14 protein-coding genes are annotated in these 18339 nt (G+C 45.7%); 3 read left to right on the forward strand and 11 right to left on the reverse strand.

The genetic code is table 11. The features are described 5' to 3' along the window. The first annotated feature begins 4 nt into the window (after nt 1-4). Nucleotides 5-1642 (forward strand): eicosapentaenoate synthase subunit PfaD, encoded by a 1638-nt coding sequence (gene pfaD, locus OCV19_RS11705; protein ID WP_065676662.1) that lies wholly within the window; start codon nt 5-7, stop codon nt 1640-1642. A gap of 98 nt (nt 1643-1740) precedes the next feature. On the opposite strand, the gene hflX is transcribed toward pfaD, so the two are convergent. The 10 genes from hflX to prmB form a co-directional block, all read right to left on the reverse strand. Then, nucleotides 1741-3108, reverse strand: coding sequence for a GTPase HflX (gene hflX / locus OCV19_RS11710; RefSeq protein WP_017056924.1), 1368 nt, complete (start codon nt 3106-3108; stop codon nt 1741-1743). 279 nt (nt 3109-3387) lie between these two features. Next, entirely contained in the window at nt 3388-4500 is a 1113-nt protein-coding gene (locus tag OCV19_RS11715; RefSeq protein ID WP_048616052.1) for an ABC transporter ATP-binding protein, read from the reverse strand. A gap of 6 nt (nt 4501-4506) precedes the next feature. After that, on the reverse strand, nt 4507-5364 hold the full coding sequence (locus OCV19_RS11720; protein WP_017056922.1) for a carbohydrate ABC transporter permease: 858 nt from the start codon (nt 5362-5364) through the stop codon (nt 4507-4509). Continuing rightward, nucleotides 5361-6299: a carbohydrate ABC transporter permease gene (locus OCV19_RS11725; protein WP_009848503.1), complete on the reverse strand. Its 939-nt coding sequence runs from the start codon at nt 6297-6299 to the stop codon at nt 5361-5363. The genes OCV19_RS11720 and OCV19_RS11725 overlap by 4 nt, the downstream gene beginning before the upstream one ends. A gap of 181 nt (nt 6300-6480) precedes the next feature. After that, complete coding sequence (locus tag OCV19_RS11730) at nt 6481-7728, reverse strand: ABC transporter substrate-binding protein (RefSeq protein ID WP_048664276.1); 1248 nt, start codon at nt 7726-7728, stop codon at nt 6481-6483. Between the two features lie 111 nt (nt 7729-7839). Continuing rightward, the gene (locus tag OCV19_RS11735) at nt 7840-9285 is read right to left on the reverse strand and encodes an ATP-binding protein (RefSeq protein WP_065676661.1); all 1446 of its coding nucleotides are present in this window, start codon (nt 9283-9285) and stop codon (nt 7840-7842) included. Nucleotides 9286-9357: 72 nt separating this feature from the next. Further along, nucleotides 9358-10086, reverse strand: a complete 729-nt coding sequence (locus OCV19_RS11740; RefSeq protein WP_065676660.1) for a response regulator — start codon at nt 10084-10086, stop codon at nt 9358-9360. 159 nt (nt 10087-10245) lie between these two features. Further along, a complete protein-coding gene (locus OCV19_RS11745; RefSeq protein WP_065676659.1) occupies nt 10246-11703 on the reverse strand; it encodes a protein adenylyltransferase SelO in 1458 nt (485 codons plus the stop codon). A gap of 524 nt (nt 11704-12227) precedes the next feature. Continuing rightward, on the reverse strand, nt 12228-12869 hold the full coding sequence (locus OCV19_RS11750; RefSeq protein ID WP_065676658.1) for a LysE family translocator: 642 nt from the start codon (nt 12867-12869) through the stop codon (nt 12228-12230). A 253-nt stretch (nt 12870-13122) separates the two neighbouring features. Further along, on the reverse strand, nt 13123-14055 hold the full coding sequence (prmB, locus tag OCV19_RS11755; protein WP_017060640.1) for a 50S ribosomal protein L3 N(5)-glutamine methyltransferase: 933 nt from the start codon (nt 14053-14055) through the stop codon (nt 13123-13125). 62 nt (nt 14056-14117) lie between these two features. Between prmB and smrB the strand changes: the two genes are divergently transcribed. Next, on the forward strand, nt 14118-14648 hold the full coding sequence (gene smrB, locus OCV19_RS11760) for an endonuclease SmrB (RefSeq protein ID WP_017064096.1): 531 nt from the start codon (nt 14118-14120) through the stop codon (nt 14646-14648). Nucleotides 14649-14759: 111 nt separating this feature from the next. Here the strand turns inward: smrB and sixA are convergent, their stop codons facing one another. Next, nucleotides 14760-15224 (reverse strand): phosphohistidine phosphatase SixA, encoded by a 465-nt coding sequence (sixA, locus tag OCV19_RS11765; RefSeq protein ID WP_017064097.1) that lies wholly within the window; start codon nt 15222-15224, stop codon nt 14760-14762. A 305-nt stretch (nt 15225-15529) separates the two neighbouring features. On the opposite strand from sixA, the gene OCV19_RS11770 reads away from it, so the two are divergent. Beyond that, complete coding sequence (locus OCV19_RS11770; protein WP_065676657.1) at nt 15530-18307, forward strand: insulinase family protein; 2778 nt, start codon at nt 15530-15532, stop codon at nt 18305-18307. Nucleotides 18308-18339: the final 32 nt, after the last annotated feature.

Consider the following 18339-nt stretch of genomic DNA (forward strand, 5'->3'; position numbering starts at 1 on the left):
TAGTATGACAACTCAAACTACAATCAATAACGAAAAGCTATCTCCGTGGCCTTGGCAGATCGAAGAGAACACAACGCGTTTCGATAGCGCGGCAATGTCGACAATCTTGAAAGATCTAAGCCTTGCTTGTTACGTAGTGAACCACCCAGAAAAAGGCTTAGGCGTAAGTCAACAAGCAGAGATTGCATCGGGCGATTCAGCAAGCTCTGCGAACAGCCAGCCTGTTAGCGCCTTTGCTCCCGCTCTTGGTACACAAAGCCTAGGCGACGAAAATTTTCGTCGTTGCCACGGCGTAAAATACGCGTACTACGCAGGCGCAATGGCCAACGGCATCTCATCTGAAGAGCTTGTAATTGCATTGGGTCAGGCTGGTATTCTTTGTTCATTTGGCGCGGCGGGCTTAATCCCGTCTCGCGTTGAACAAGCGATCAACCGCATCCAAACGGCACTACCAAACGGTCCTTACGCGTTTAACCTGATTCACAGCCCAAGTGAACCTGCGCTAGAGCGCGGCAGTGTTGAGTTGTTTTTGAAGCACAAAGTGAAAACCGTTGAGGCTTCAGCCTTCTTAGGTTTAACACCGCAAATCGTTCACTACCGTGCCGCTGGCCTTAGCCGTGATGCGCAAGGTGAAATCCAGGTCGGTAACAAAGTCATCGCAAAGGTGAGCCGTACTGAAGTCGCAAGCAAATTCATGCAGCCGGCTCCTGTGAAAATGCTGCAAGCTTTGGTTGAAGAAGGTCGAATCACAGCAGAACAGATGGAGCTAGCACAGCTGGTTCCTATGGCTGACGATATTACTGCTGAAGCCGATTCTGGCGGGCACACAGATAACCGACCACTTGTTACTCTGCTTCCTACCATTCTAGCGTTGAAAGAGCAAATCCAAGCACAATACCAATTCAAAACACCATTACGTGTCGGTTGTGGTGGTGGCGTAGGTACGCCTGACGCTGCTCTAGCGACGTTTAACATGGGCGCAGCTTACATTGTTACTGGCTCTATCAACCAAGCGTGTGTTGAGGCTGGCGCGAGCGAACACACTCGTAAGCTGCTTTCGACAACCGAAATGGCTGACGTGACTATGGCTCCGGCAGCAGACATGTTCGAAATGGGCGTGAAACTGCAAGTGGTTAAACGTGGCACCTTGTTCCCAATGCGTGCCAACAAACTGTATGAGTTATACACACGTTACGACTCGATTGAAGCGATTCCAGTAGAAGAGCGTCTGAAGCTTGAGAAGCAAGTCTTCCGTTCAACACTGGATGATATTTGGGCGGGGACTGTGGCACACTTTAACGAGCGCGATCCTAAACAGATCGAACGCGCTGAAGGCAACCCAAAGCGTAAAATGGCGTTGATCTTCCGTTGGTACTTGGGTCTTTCTAGCCGTTGGTCAAACACGGGCGAACAAGGTCGTGAGATGGATTATCAAGTATGGGCTGGTCCTGCACTTGGCGCATTCAACGCATGGGCGAAAGACAGCTACCTAGATGATTACCAGCAGCGTAATGCAGTCGACCTAGCAAAACACCTAATGCACGGCGCAGCCTACTTGGCTCGTGTTAACCTGCTGACTTCGCAAGGTATCAAGCTTGATCCGGAACTAGCACGCTGGAAGCCAACGCAAAGAATGGCCTAGGCATTTCAATACAGCGGTTAATTAAGCTCAACGAATAAAAAAAGCGACCTTAACGGGTCGCTTTTCTTTTGGTTATTCTTCTTAAACTAGCTAAGAGATTAAGATTTCTGCATACGCTTTTTCAGTCGAGCTAAGTCAATTTCACTAGAGCGAACGGTCAACTTAATACACTCGTAGTCGTACTCTTCTTTTACCACACTCATGTTTGAGCGAATCTCACCAATGATGCCTTGGCCAGAATAAGGAATCGTGATCTCTTCTTCGATCATTCCTTCTTCAGCAACACCAACGATGTACTTGTGCAGTTTCGTGATATCCAGAGGATCACGAGTTGACGTTAGCATCGCATCTGGGAATTCTTCGATCAGCTCTAATTGCTGCTCTTCAGTCAATCTATCGCACTTATTCAGCACTAATAGTTTTTCGCTGCCTTCAACGCCCACTTGTGCCAATACATCGTGTACCACATCAAGTTGTGCGCGGAATGAAACGTCAGAAGCATCAACGACATAAAGTAGCAATGAAGCATCATGCGCTTCTGCTAGCGTTGAGTGGAACGAAGCAACCAGATCGTGTGGCAATTTCTTGATGAAACCCACTGTATCTGAAACAAGGATACGCGGTTGAGTAATTGGTTGAAGCGCACGAACCGTGGTGTCTAGCGTTGCGAACAGTTTATCTTCACCTACCACTTCGGTTGCGGTCATTGCTCGCATCATCGAAGATTTACCGGCATTGGTGTAGCCAACTAAAGCAACAGTGAAAAGCTCCGCGCGCCTTGTGCGTCGGGTCTTCATTTCGTCTTGTACGCTTACTAGCTCACGCTTAAGCGCAGCAATTTGGTCACGTACGTTACGACGGTCTAGCTCTAGTGAAGTTTCACCGGCGCCCTGACCCATTTGACGCTCTTTATCACCCTCAGCCGTTTCACGAAGTCGTGGCACTAAGTAGTTTAGACGAGCGATATCAACTTGCAGACGAGCAGTACGAGTACGAGCGTGACGGCTGAAGATTTCGATGATGATGCCAGTACGGTCAAATACTTCCACCCCCAAACTCGCCTCAACAGTGCGCAGTTGAGATGGGCTTAAATCACAGTCAAAGACCACAACATCAGCGGCGCCGTATTGGAAATTGCCCGTTGGAAGATCATCAAAATCTAGTTCGTCTATTTCTGAATCAAACAGACCAGATTCATCAAGGAAGTCTTCATCTTCTGCTTCTTCAATCGAACCTTGGTAACCGGTTAGATGAGCAATTTCCGCAAGCTTACCAGCACCCAACACGTTTTGTCGTTGAGCTGAACTGTGGTGCTGCGATTGAGTACCAACCACTTTAAACCCTAGGGTTGTTACTAAGCGAGCAAGTTCGGCAAGAGACTCTTTTGCTTCGTCACCTTTGAAGTCCGGTGTCGTAATAGAAATAAGTAAAGCGTTACTAGCTGAGGGTTTTGCTGTTAGTTTCATGTATTCTTCTGTTTATGCACCAAAGTGCAACCTAGTATTTGGTCTAAAGTTGAGTCGATCCTACGCTGTTCTACGTCAGCTTTATAGGGCTAAGAGATACTAAATCGCGATATTATTGCTGTTAAAGCATTTAACTTGGTTATCCCTCTGTTTTTGTGAGGAATAAAAAGCGGCTAAAACAACAAAAAAGGCAGCATCACCTTACTTATTACTCGTTGGTGATACTGCCTTTGGTTTTGACATGAACTTTGATTGTTAAACTAACTCAGCAACTAGAGGTTAGAAATCGATTCTCGCTTCGGTTTGAGCATCGAAGAATACGGCTTTGGATAGGTCAAAATGCAGCGGCGCCATTTGCCCAACCGACACCTCAAATTCCGGAGACAAGCGACACGCGACTTCTTGGTCATTCACTTTGACCATAGCGATAGTATCTGGCCCTGTCGGTTCCAATACCTCCAGCTGTAAGTCCAGCTTTGTCGAGGCAGAAACATCATCGCCTTCCTGTTCGGTAATATGCTCAGGACGCAGCCCAATCACCAACTCTTTGCCGTCTTGGTCACGCATACTTTGTGGCAAACGAATATGGTGTTCTTGATCTGCGGTGCCGACCACTTTAATAATCGGATTCTGTTCCTCATCTAAGTCCACCATGGTTTTAATGAAGTTCATTGACGGTGAACCCATAAAGCCAGCGACAAACATATTGTTGGGTTTGGTGTAGATCTCTTGTGGCGTGCCGAGCTGCTGCAGCTCACCATCTTTCATTACCGCGATGCGATCCGCAAGAGTCATTGCCTCAATCTGATCATGGGTTACATAAACGATCGTGGTATTGAGCTTCTGGTGCAAGCGCTTAATCTGATGACGCATCTCAACACGTAACTTAGCATCCAAGTTCGAAAGTGGCTCATCAAATAGATAAAGCTTAGGGCGACGAGCTAGAGCGCGTCCCATAGCGACACGTTGACGCTGACCACCAGAAAGCTGCGATGGTTTACGATCCAACAACTGTTCGATTTGCAGCATTTCAGCGACTCGATTTACTTCTGCATCGATCTCGTTCTGAGGCATCTTGCGAATCTTCAAACCGAAAGCTATATTGCCGCGTACCGTCATGTTTGGATAAAGCGCGTAAGACTGAAATACCATCGCGATGTCGCGATCTTTAGGTTCAACCTGCGCTACATCTACACCATCAATCACAATCTCACCCGAGCTAATATTTTCGAGCCCAGCGATGGTGTTCATTAGTGTGGATTTTCCACACCCCGAAGGGCCGACAAGTATCAAAAATTCCCCCGAATCGATACTGATGTCGATGCCCTTTAACGTTTCGTTGTCCGCGTTGCGATAGGTTTTACGGATCTGTTTTAAATCTAATGTTGCCATGGGTAATTATCCTTTTACTGATCCTGCCGTTAGGCCACGAACAAAATATTTTCCTGCGAAGACATACACCAACAGCGTTGGCAGTGCGGCGATGATCGCGGCAGCCATGTCGACGTTGTATTCTTTAACGCCAGTGCTGGTGTTGACTAAGTTGTTTAATGCCACGGTGATTGGCTGAGTTTCTGAGCCCGAATACACCACCCCGAACAAGAAATCATTCCAGATAGCGGTAAACTGCCAGATCACCGTCACCATGATGATTGGCGTTGAGATCGGTAATAAGATCTTGAAGAAGATGGTAAAGAAGCCAGCACCATCGAGCTTTGCCGCCTTGATCAATTCATCGGGAATCGAAATGTAGAAATTACGGAAAAACAGTGTGGTAAACGCCATGCCGTAGATAACGTGGACAATCACCAAGCCAATCGTGGTGTTCGCTAAACCCATCTTGCCAAGCATGGTTGCCATTGGTAGTAGCACCACTTGGAATGGAATAAAGCAGCCAAAAAGCAACAAACTAAAGAACAGGTTTGAACCTCTAAATTGCCATTTCGTCACCACATAACCATTGAATGCACCGAGCAATGTTGAAATCGCAACCGCAGGAATCACCATTTGGAATGAGTTCCAGAAGTAGCCTTTGATGCCTTCACATTTCACGCCCGTACAAGCCGTATCCCACGCTTTATACCAAGCATCGAACACCCACTCTTTCGGCAAGCTCATCAAGTTACCCGCCTTGATATCAGGCAGAGTTTTGAATGAGGTCAGCACCATCACGAACAATGGCATTAGATACACTAAACAGAAGAAAAGCAGTGCTGAATAGATAAAGATTCGAGCAAAGTTGACGTTATTCATCATGACTTTTTCTCCCTAAGTTCAGAGTAAAGATAAGGCACGAGAATCGCTAAAATACCAGCAAGCATCATCATGGCACTGGCAGCACCAAGGCCGATTTGACCACGAGTAAAAGAGTGGGCGTACATGAATAGTGCAGGTAGATCCGATGAATAGCCCGGGCCACCCGCCGTCATTGCGGTCACAAGGTCGAAGCTCTTAATCGCAATGTGTGACGTGATGATCACCGCGCTGAAAACCACAGGGCGCAAGCAAGGCAGAATGATTTTGAGATAGATAGTGGGTAAGCTTGCTCCATCAATTTGTGCCGCTTTGATGATTGATGAATCGATGCCACGCAGACCGGCTAAGAACATCGCCATCACAAACCCTGAAGACTGCCAAAGTGCCGCGATAACCAAGGTATACACCGACATTTCAGAGTCGACTAGCCAATCAAATTTGAAGTCAGTGAATCCCCAATCTTGCATCAGCTTTTCAATACCAAGACCTGGATTAAGAATCCATTTCCACGCCGTACCTGTCACAATGAATGACAACGCCATTGGGTAGAGATAGATAGTACGAATCGCCCCTTCTTGGCGGATGTTCTGGTCAAGCAATACCGCTAAACCAACACCAAGTAAGATGGCAATCGCCATAAATAGAAAACCAAACACACCGAGGTTGGTGATTGAGGTGATCCAGCGATCGTTATCCATCAGCTTTTCATATTGGGTTAAACCAACGAAGTTAAAGCTCGGCAGAAATCGAGAGTTGGTGAACGACAGCGCTGCCGTCCAAAATATATAGCCGTAGATACAAACCACGGTCACTAACGCGGTCGGCGCCAGTACTATTTTAGGTAACCAATGTTGCAACCTGTCAGCAAAACTTGGTTTCGGTGCAGGCTGGCTCCTTGTGGGTTTTGGAGTCGACTCAGTCAAAACATGCTCCATAACTTATCCTTGTTGCACAATCGAGCCAATGGCTTACCTTTCGGCACCACATCAGCATCACGCATTTCAGAATTGGGAGTGAAGAGTAGATAGGCTCCCTACGAGCCTACCCACCCTGGGGGTTTGGTAAAGCAACACAACCCGTCACTCATGTGCGTTGTGTGTCGCTTATCAAGTTAGATTAGATAGCCGCTTTCACAGCTTTCGCTAACTTGGCTGCCGCTTCTTTTGGATCGGCATCTTTCTCGTTGAAGAAGTTGGTTACCACGTCGTAAATCGCGCCTTGAGCGTAGCTTGTTGTCGCTAAGCCGTGAGCCATACTCGGAACAAGATCGCCAGACTCCGCACTTGCTTTGAAGGTTGCCATTGAATCCAACGCACATTGGTCAAACTTAGACATGTCCATATCTAGGCGCACAGGGATAGAACCCTTGTTAAGGTTGAAGACTTCTTGGAAATCTTTGGTAAGAATGGTTTTCGCTAGGTCTTGCTGCGCTTTTTGGTTCTCTTTGTCACTCAGCTCAAAGAACGCAAAGCTATCGATGTTGAAAGTGAACTGGCCATCAGTACCTGGAGCTGGAGCACAGATGTAGTCTTTACCCGGAACTTTACCTGCAGCTGTAAACTCGCCTTTCGCCCAGTCACCCATGATCTGCATCGCGGCTTCACCATTGATAACCATTGACGTTGCTACGTTCCAATCACGACCTGGAGAGTTGCTGTCGATGTAGTCACGCATCTTTTTGAACTTGGTGAACACTTCCACCATTTTGTCGCCAGATAACACGTCCATATCCAGATCAACAAACGCTTTGTTGTAGTCTTCACTGCCTAGTACATCAAGTGCTACAGCTTCGAATACCGTAGCGTCTTGCCAAGGTTGACCACCGTGAGCCAGTGGAATGAAGCCAGCTGCTTTAATCTTGTCTGCAGCAACAAAGAACTCATCTAACGTAGTTGGAACCGTCACGCCCGATTTTTCTAAAACAACAGGGTTAGCCCAAAGCCAGTTAACACGGTGAACGTTAACAGGAACCGCCACATATTCGCCATCCCACTTCATCACTTTAGTCACCACCTCTGGCAGTAACTCATCCCATTGTTCTTGTTTAGCAGTCGCATCGAGAGACGTTAGAAAACCTAAACCACCCCACTCTTGAATATCATGACCTTTGATCTGCGCGGCAGATGGAGGATTGCCCGATACTGCTCGAGTTTTCAAAACAGTCATCGCACTTTCACCGCCGCCACCAGCAACAGCAAAATCTTTCCAAGTATGGCCTTGTTCTTCAATCATCTCTTTCAGTACCGCTGCGGATTTCGCTTCGCCACCGGCAGTCCACCAGTGAAGCACTTCCACTTCACCAGCTTGAGAAAATGTTGAGGCAGCAAGAAGAGATAGAGTAAGTAGGGTTTTATTGATTTTCATTATTATCTTCCATGTTTTAGCGGACTCGACGTCCGGTTCAATAAAGAGTCTACTTATTCTGATTGATAAGATTGAAACAAAAGGTAAGCCCTATGTAACACAATTGTTACATTACACTTCTAGGCCTGTTGGGATATAGACTTTGGCTTCTAAGCCGCCTTGAGAGGAGTTGCGAATAATGAGATCTCCGCCGTGTCCGTGCAGGATATTTCGGCAGATCCCGAGGCCAAGTCCGTGTCCTTGGTCGTCAGTTGCAAGCCTAAAGTAAGGTTCAAAGACCATCTCTAATTTGTCTTCTAGGATGCCATTGCCACGGTCTTGAATAGTCACGATCACCCAAAGCTCATCGCCACTAACTTCCACTACGGCAGATGAACCATACTTAACTGCGTTGTCGATTAAGTTGGTCAGTACACGCTTAATCGCCAGTGGTTTCGCGACCAATGGCTCAATGACGACCGGCTCGAACTCTACCTTTGTTTGGTACTGGTTATGAGATTCAATCACAGAGAGCACCATTTCATTGAGGTCAATAATGGCATTATTCTCGTGTAGATCGGTGTCTCTTACCGCTTGCAAAGCACCTTTAACCATCATCTCGAGCTCATCGAGATCTTTATTGAATTTGTCTTTCTTTACTTCACTCTCCAACAACTCTGCACGCAATCTAAGCCGTGTTATTGGTGTCTTTAAGTCATGGGAGATCGCAGAAAAAAGGTGCTCTCGGTCGGCAACATAGCGACGAATCCGTTGCTGCATGCGATTAAAGGCTCGGGTTGCGGTGACCAGTTCAGTCGCCCCTTCTTCTTTCAGTTGGGGTTGCTGAATGTCCATACTCATCTCATTAGCTGCTCTTGCTAACTTTTTCAGAGGACGCACTTGGCGACGAATCATCAAGTAAGTTAGAACCAGCAGAATAAGCGTTGAAGAAACTAAGAAGATCACCTGCTCTCTGCCAAGAATCGTATCGTCGAGTTTCACATATGGAGCAGGCAACAATGCCGCAATGTATACCCATTCGTGACTGGTCAATTCGATTTGTACAACCAGAATGGGTGGATTCAGCGGTTCTAACGTTAAAGTATGATGTGCCCAAGATCGCGGGAGATCGCTTAAATATATGTCATTTTTGAGCAAGCGAAGGTGTTCAGGGCGAGAGAAATCAACCCGCACTGACGCCACTTTATTGAGTTTGCTACTCAAAACACTTTCTATCGCTTCAATCGAGGCGGTTTTTAAGCGGGTATCGGGGATCGGTTCGACAATCAAAGCCTCTTTATTGAAAGAAACGAAGAAACGCGTTCCCCCCATATTCCGTATTTGATCCAGCACGATATGACGATATTTGACGGGTAGAGATTGGAAAAAAGTCACCGTTGAAGCAAACATGTTCGCCATGCTCGACGAAGCAGAACGAATCCCTTCCAGCTCTTTGTGTTTTGATTCGCTATACCATATAGACGTTGCGATGCCCTGAGCTATCACCACGGCTAACAGCGTCAACAATAAGGTTCTTGCGACTAACGAATTTGGTTTCAACCAACTCATCCAGTTCATACGAGATATTTCATCCGGAATACTTCATTGGAAATACTTTATTAGCATTACTTCATTAACAGTAGGTCATGCTTAGTGTTCATACTGAACAGGCACAGCGAGAATATAGCCATTGCCGCGCATGGTTTTGATGTAATGGGGATATTTACCACTGTCGCCCAATCTGCTTCTTAGGCGACTAAGCTGCACGTCAATGCCACGTTCAAAAGGCAACGCTTCACGGCCTCTGGTAGCGAAAGAGATGGTGTCACGGTCGAGAACTTCGTTGGGGCGAGTTAAGAACAACATCAACAGAGAAAAATCACTGCCCGACAAATCCATCTCTTCCGAATGTTCATTGTGGGAAATTCGATGCGCTAACGTATCAAGCGTCCAATCACCAAAAATAATCTGCTTTGGCAGTGCATCACTTGGCTTGTCATCCACCACTTGAACGCGGCGTAATAACGCTTTGATACGCGCCATTAATTGACGAGGGCTAAACGGCTTGGCAATGTAATCATCAGCACCAATTTCTAAGCCGATAATCTGGTCGGTTTCATCCGATACGGCAGTCAGCATGATGATAGGCACATTCGATTGCTTACGGACGCGTTGACACAAGGTAAAACCATCGTCACCGGGTAGCATCACATCAAGCAGAATCAGATCTGGATAACCATTGCTTTGCAGATGAGTTTCAAGTTCAACACCATCTCCCACCGAAGAAACATCGAAACCAGATTTTGTGAGGTACTCTTCCAGCAGCTCGCGGATTTCTTGATCATCATCCACCACGAGAATTCGAGTATTTGTTGGCATCGCCCAAACCTATTAAATTTACAACTTATTCACATAGTGTATAGGCTGGCCGATTGTTTGATTATTGACATGTTTGTAAAGTTAGAAGAACGAACAGATAAAGATCACAACTTAGTGACCTCTATCTGAATCTTTAGGGCTTAATCCGCTATTGGTTGGTTATGAAGAGCAGCTGATCTCCATGGCTTTACCCCACTCAGGAGGTAGAGCCGCAAGGTATTCATAATCCGGGTGTTCCGCATAAGGGTCAGCCAGTACCACCATCAAAGCGTCAATATCGCTGCTATCACCGCGCTCTGCTTTGTCTATCGCTAGCTGAGCTAGGTAGTTTCTGAGGGTGTATTTCGGGTTTACCTGTCTCATCTTTTCGCAGCGCTTTACCACTGAACTCTCTTCTAATTCGCAGCGCTGTAAATAGTTATCTACCCATAGCTTCGCGGCCTCGCGATCGATAACCAAATCAATCACGTCTTGCGGCTGCAAGGTATCTAGGTTCGACAGCGTTCTAAAGAACCTTGGGTAATCGACTTTGTTTTGCGACATCAGCTCGAACATAGATTCAAACAAACGACTGTCGCCCTCTTGTTTCGAAAGCAGCCCTAACTTACGACGCATCATCTGACTGAAATAACCGTTCATTTGTGGTTCGTACTGCTCTAACGCCGCCTCTAAATCGGCCTTATCCACCAACGGAGAAAGTGAGTGAGCCAGTGCCGACAGGTTCCAAAGCCCTATTCTTGGCTGTTGGTTAAAAGCATAACGACCTTGGTAATCCGAGTGATTACAGATCAAGCGAGGGTCGTATTCGTCAAGAAATGCGAATGGACCATAATCGAAAGTTTGCCCAATGATCGACATGTTATCGGTGTTCATCACGCCATGAGCAAAACCATTGGCTTGCCACAACGCGACCATTTCCGCAGTGCGATCGACAATCTCATTAAACATGGCAGCGTAGGGCTTCTCTTGATCAAGGCATTTCGGGAAGTGCCATTCAATCACTTTATCAGCCAGTAATTTATGTTCTGCCAACTGATTGGTGTAAAACAGATGTTCAAAGTGACCAAATCGAATGTGGGATTCTGCAGCACGCACCAGTAATGCCCCCCACTCTTGCTTCTCACGATAAACTGGCGTGTCACTGGTCATCATGGCTAATGCACGTGTGGTTGGGATGTTAAGCCCCGCCATCGCCTCGCTACATAAGTACTCACGAACCGTTGATCGAATAACAGCGCGTCCATCGCCCATGCGAGAATAAGGCGTTTTACCTGCACCTTTGAGGTGTAAATCGAAAGTTTCGCCACTTTTCGCGACAATTTGAGCTAATAATAGCCCTCTTCCATCACCTAAATCCGGGTTATAAGAACCAAACTGGTGGCCTGCGTATTTCATTGCTACAGGCGAAAACTGCTCAGGTTCAACATTGCCAGATAACGTTTCAAGCAATTCCTCGGAAGCATCATCAAATGACGGAAAACCGAGTTCATCCGCAAGCTTATGGTTCCATGCGATCCATTGGACATTGCTGAGCGGTGTAGGTTGAATTGGGGTATAGAACAGTCGAGGTAATGCGGTAAATCGATTGTTAAATGAAATAGAATCCCAGACAGACATGAGAGGCACACTGTAGATAAAAGATGATTCAAGATTATCACAGTTTGATAACAACTTCAGATCAGGTTATGCAGTGAGTCTATTGAGATAAAGGGGTTAATCAGACAAATAGATTATTCAGAGAAAAAGGTTACTGAGAGAAAGGTACTGCTAAGAAGAGGAAAAGCTAAGTGGCTAGACTGATGAGAAGAGCCACATTTACGAGAATAAGAGTTCTGACTTTGAAGACTTTTTAACAAGTGTATTCATAATAAAAACTGAAAATATTGAGCCATAAAACTGACTACATTAGAGCAAGAATACCCACTAGAGAAAGGGTAGAGAAAATCCAAGTGCGACTGATTACGCCAAAGTTACTGTGTTGAATCATTTCTTGATGCTGCATATGTCTCTCCTTGAGAACGTGATGGTGTAACTACAATATATCGGCTTTTCGCCAAAAGCAGCAAGCACATTAATATTAACCTTTTATGACAGCATCAAGAATATTCTGTAATCATTCACCTCTCTGATAAAACAGAAAGTTATGCTCGACTGGTCGTCGAAAGCAGTGCGCCAGCCCCAATAAAGACACCTCCAGTGACACGATTAAAGACCTTGGCTCGACCTTTCGCAAACAACCAATTTGACGACTTCGCCCCCAAGTAGGCATACACCAGTAACCAAGACAATTCCATCACTGCGAAGGTCAAAGCAAACACGGTAAACTGCGGGATCAGAGCGATTGATGGGTCAATAAATTGAGGGAAAAGTGCGGTAAAAAACAGGATAGCTTTGGGGTTACTCGCGCCAACAATAAAGCCACTTAGGTAATGCTGCGCAGCGCTTTCTTTGACAGATTGAGCACCGCCTTGTTGATTCGATAACTTGTCATAATCTTGTTGGCTAGAGCGCAGTGATTTCCAGCCGAGGAAGATTAGATAAGCCGCACCAGTCCATTTTATGACATTAAATACCACTTCAGACGAAGCAATAATTACCCCTAGTCCGGTAAACGATAAGGTTAGAATGCCAGTAATCGCAGTTAAGCTCCCCAAGGCGGTAAATATCGATAATTTAAAGCCTGATTGCACACCTTTGGTCATGCACAATAGAGAACTTGGGCCTGGTGATGCCGTTAAGATCAGCACCGCTAGTAAATAATAAATCCATGTATCAAAGCTCATCGTGAATTCTCCTTAACTCACTAAAACGACTAAATATTAAACACCAATATGTAATAAGCCCTCATATTAATCAACTAAATATTGCACTGAACTTCTTCGATATAAACGCAAACATCTTTAATCTAGGCAATAAAAAACGCCATGCATTGCTGCATGGCGTTTAAATAAAAACGTTTCAAATCGAACGTCTTACTAGATGTCAGGTTCTAAGCTTACAGCCCTAAGATAGGGGCACTAACCTAATAATTGAAACCTAGTCTTTGTAGATAGAGAACTCATCAGCGCAAGCAACAAGCTGCTCACGAGTGATCATGAATACGCCATGACCACCGTTAGAGAATTCAATCCAAGTGAATGGAATCTCTGGGTACTGATCCATCATGTGAACCATTGAGTTACCTACTTCACAGATAAGGATACCGTCGTCAGTTAGGTAGTCTGGTGCGTTAGCTAAGATGCGACGAACCAATTTCAGACCGTCTGTACCCGCTGCTAGGCCAAGTTCTGGCTCGTGAGTAAACTCATCTGGCAGGCTGTTCATATCTTCTTCGTCCACGTAAGGTGGGTTAGATACGATCAGGTTGTATTTCTCTTTTGGCAAATCACGGAAAAGATCTGAACGGATTGGGAACACTTGCTGCTCCATGCCGTGATCTTGAACGTTCTGCTCTGCAACTTGCAATGCGTCAGTAGAGATATCAATCGCATCTACTTCAGCGTCTGGGAATGCGTGAGCACAAGCAATAGCGATACAACCACTACCCGTACACATATCCATGATGCGAGTTGGCTCTTCAGTTAACCAAGGTTGGAATTGAGCTTCGATCAGCTCACCAATTGGAGAACGAGGCACAAGAACGCGCTCATCAACGAAGAACTCAAGACCACAGAACCAAGCTTTGTTGGTTAGGTAAGCCGTTGGTGTACGATCATTAATACGCTTGATTACTCGCTCAACAATACGCAGACGTTCGCTGCTCGTTAGACGAGAGTTCATCACATGCGAAGGAACATCAATCGGCAGATAAAGAGTAGGTAAGATAAGTTGTACTGCCTCATCCCACGCGTTATCAGTGCCGTGACCATAAAATAGGCCCGCTGCGTTAAAGCGGCTAACAGTCCAACGAATCACATCTTGAAGCGTGTGTAGTTCTGATACCGCTTCTTCTACAAAAATCTTATCCAAAATTGTCTCCGAAAAGCGCTACAATACTGCTAATTACGTTTCTAATTAGAATTCATAACCTGATGAGCAAAAAAGACACCGACTTCGATGACGATTTCGCCCTGTTCAACGATGCAGTAAAGGGCGTTAAAAAGTTGCAACAGGATACCATAGTCCAGCAGCCAAAAAGAAATGCCAAGCAAAAAGAAATTACTCGAACGGCAAGACAAGCCAGTGATAGCGAGTTTTATTTCTCGGATGAGTTCATTCCGCATCTTAGCGAAGACGGTCCGACACGTTATGCGCGTGATGATGTCTCTAAATATGAGGTCAAGCGCCTACGTCGTGGTGTCTACGTGCCTGACGTGTATCTCGATATGCATGGTATGACTCAACAAGAAGCTAAACGTGAGCTTGGCGCGATGATTGCGCACTGCGTGAAAGAGAGCGTGGCTTGTGCCTGTGTTCAACATGGTATCGGTAAACACATCCTTAAACAGAAGGTGCCTTTGTGGTTAGCACAGCACCCAGATGTGATGGCTTTCCACCAAGCGCCGTTAGAGTTTGGCGGCAATGGCGCGCTGTTAGTCTTGCTTTCGGTTCCTGAGAAATAATTCTGGTTAACGAATTCTCTCTCACCAAAAAACAACAAAGGGCATCCCAATCATATTGAGATGCCCTTTCTATTTGTCTGCAACTTTGTCATCAAACAGAGTTCAACGAGCTTATGGATTGATGTTCCAAAGCAACTCACCTTTTTGTGTCTCAAGGTTGAAGTCGATACACGCTAAGCCCGAAGTGGGAAACATCGGCGGCGCCATGCCTGTTGCAAATTCTGCCGTTAGGTAGCCCACTAGAGGTAAATGAGAAACAAATAAAATGGTCTCTAGTTTTTCTACTTCAGCCATTGCTAAGGTCAAATCAAACACATCGTCGGACATTCCATAAGGCGTAATATCATCACAGGTTTCTACTTTCTTTCCAGAAAACGCCTGAGAGATCTCTAACCACGTTTCTTGTGCCCTTAAATATGGGCTCACCAGCACTTTATCGAATTGACTAATCCCCTGCTCATTTGCAGCTTGTGCCACTGCAAGAGAAGCCATTTTCCCGCGCTTGGTCAACGCTCGTTCTGCATCCGAGTTCGCAAAATGTTCTGCTTCACCGTGGCGCATAATGAATATTTTCATGTTCAATCCTGTCTTCGTAACATGTCGAAAGTCGATATATCCCATATATCAGCGAAACGCTACTTAGGTTTGGCTCTCAATCCAGAGAAACCGCAGTCAATATAAATAATTATATCAAGTCACTTGCCAAAGAGTTCGACTTTCTTAACAATCTTGTTAAAAGAAAATAAATTACTGATAAAAATCGATAAAAGTGATTTAGAAATCGCCAAAAAGCACTTCATATCCCAAAATATGATCACAAGGTTTGCACGCCGAATCATCGGGTGCATAATTTAAAAACCACCTTCTCTGGAGATGCTCCTGTGCACTTAAGCCCAAATGATGAACATCAATACCGCTACATAACCTTAAATAACGGGTTACGTGTACTGTTAGTTCAGGATCAAAATGCTCAAAAAGCAGCAGCCGCATTAGCCGTCAATGTGGGGCATTTTGATGACCCTACAGACCGAGAGGGTTTGGCTCACTACTTAGAGCATATGCTATTTTTAGGAACTGAAAAGTATCCAAAGGTCGGAGAGTTCCAAAGTTTTATCAGCCAGCATGGCGGCAGCAACAATGCTTGGACAGGAACAGAGCACACCTGCTTCTTTTTTGATGTTGAATTGAATGCCTTTGAAACCGCACTCGATCGCTTCAGCCAATTTTTTACCGCTCCCCTGTTCAACGAAGAAGCGTTAGACAAAGAACGCCAAGCCGTTGATTCCGAATACAAGATGAAACTCAACGACGACTCACGACGCTTGTACCAAGTTACCAAAGAGCTGGTGAATCACAATCACCCATTCTCGAAGTTTTCTGTCGGTAATATCGATACGTTGGGTGATAGAAACGGCGAGACGATTCGACAAGAGATCTTGGCTTTCCACCAGCAACAATACTCTGCTGACTTGATGACGCTGACACTGTCTGGCAATCAGTCATTAGATGAGATGCAAAGCTGGGTTGAGGATCGCTTTAGCTCGATCACCAATCACAACCTACAAGGCAAAAAGGTTGAAGTACCGATTGTTGGCGAGTTGAGCACAAGCGTACAAGTGCGTGTTGAGCCAATTAAAGAAGTACGCAAACTTATCTTAACCTTCCCTATGCCAAGCATGGACGAACACTACGGCGTTAAGCCATTGTCGTTCTTTGCCCACCTTTTAGGTTACGAAGGTGAAGGCAGTTTGATGATGCAACTCAAAGAGAAAGGCTGGATAACATCCCTCTCGGCAGGTGGTGGCGCGAGTGGCAGTAACTACCGTGATTTCACAGTCAGTTGCTCGTTGACCATTGAAGGTTTAACCAAAACCGATAACATCATCCAAGCGATATTTCAGTACATCAAGTTAGTCGAACAACAAGGCATAGAAGAGTGGCGCTACCTAGAAAAACGCGCCGTTTTAGAGTCTGCTTTCCGCTTTCAAGAGCCAGCAAGACCGCTTGATGTCGTCAGCCACCTCGTCATCAACATGCAGCACTACCAAGAGCAAGATGTGGTGTATGGCGATTACAAAATGTCGCATTTCGATGACGAATTACAGCGTTCTTTGCTACCTTACTTAACCGTAGACAACATGCGAGCGACCATTGTTGCTCAGGGGTTCGAGTATGACAGAGAAGCTAAGTGGTACTTTACGCCCTACTCGGTTACTCCTTTTACAGCTGAGCAAGTTCAATGCTTCACCTGCATCAATCCCGGTTGGCAGTTTGAGCTACCCGGTAAAAACCCGTTTATTTGCTACGACTTAGACCCAGCAGAACTTGAAGGTGACGCTGAATATCCACAGCTATTGCAAGAGCTCGATGGTTTTAAGTTATGGCACCTGCAAGACCATCAATTTCGAGTACCTAAAGGTGTGGTGTATGTTGCAATCGATAGCCCGCACTCAGTCGCTAGCCCAAGAAATATCGTAAAAACACGCTTATGTGTTGAGATGTTCTTAGATTCTCTTGAAAAAGAGACCTATCAAGCTGAAATCGCGGGCATGGGTTACAACATGTACACCCATCAAGGTGGCGTGACACTGACACTCTCTGGATTCAGCGAAAAGCAACCACAACTACTCAATATGATCCTAGAGCGCTTTCAGGCACGAGACTTTAGTCCAACACGCTTTGAAACCATTAAGCATCAACTTCTCAGAAACTGGAATAACGCGTCGCAAGATCGTCCAATTTCGCAACTGTTTAACGCAATGACGGGTATTTTACAGCCCAACAACCCACCCTATTCTGTGTTAATTGAAGCGCTGGAAACGATTGAAGTCGATGAGCTCTCTTCATTTGTTCAAGCAATCTTGGCGGAACTTCATGTTGAGATGTTTGTGTATGGCGACTGGAAAAAAGCCGATGCACACAAGATGGCTGAAACGCTAAAAGATGCACTGCGTATTCAAGATCAGGCTTACGAAGAATCACTGCGCCCGCTCATCATGCTGGGTGAAAACGGCAGCTTCCAACGTGAAGTGGTGTGTAACCAAGATGATTCGGCCATCGTGGTTTATTACCAATGCCCTGATATTTCGCCTAAAAACATCGCGCTGTATTCACTGGCAAACCATTTGATGTCGGCCACTTTCTTCCATGAGATACGTACCAAGCAGCAGCTAGGTTACATGGTCGGTACTGGCAATATGCCGCTCAACCGACACCCTGGAATTGTGTTGTACGTGCAATCACCGAATGCAGCCCCTGCTGACTTGTTAGCCTCGATAGATGAGTTCCTCAATGCCTTTTACATGGTGCTGTTAGAGCTTAACGACTATCAATGGCACAGCAGTAAGCGCGGCCTATGGAATCAGATTTCGACACCAGATACGACTTTGCGAGGGCGTGCTCAGCGCTTATGGGTTGCGATAGGCAATAAGGATGTTGAGTTCAATCAAAGAGAGCGCGTATTAGAAGACCTTAAAGGGTTAACTCGCTCTGACATGATGCGTTTTGTGGTCAGTCAGCTAAAACCACGTACTGCAAATCGTTTGATTATGCATGCTCACGGTAATGCTCATAATGAGGAAGATAAGCTGTCAGCAGGTGTTGAAATTGGCTCTATTGATGAGTTTCAGTTACGCCCTAAAGACTGTGAGCTTGGCTGATAAAGCTGGAATGAAAATCATAAGGTTGATGT

This window comes from Vibrio celticus (assembly GCF_024347335.1).
Lineage (GTDB): Bacteria > Pseudomonadota > Gammaproteobacteria > Enterobacterales > Vibrionaceae > Vibrio > Vibrio celticus.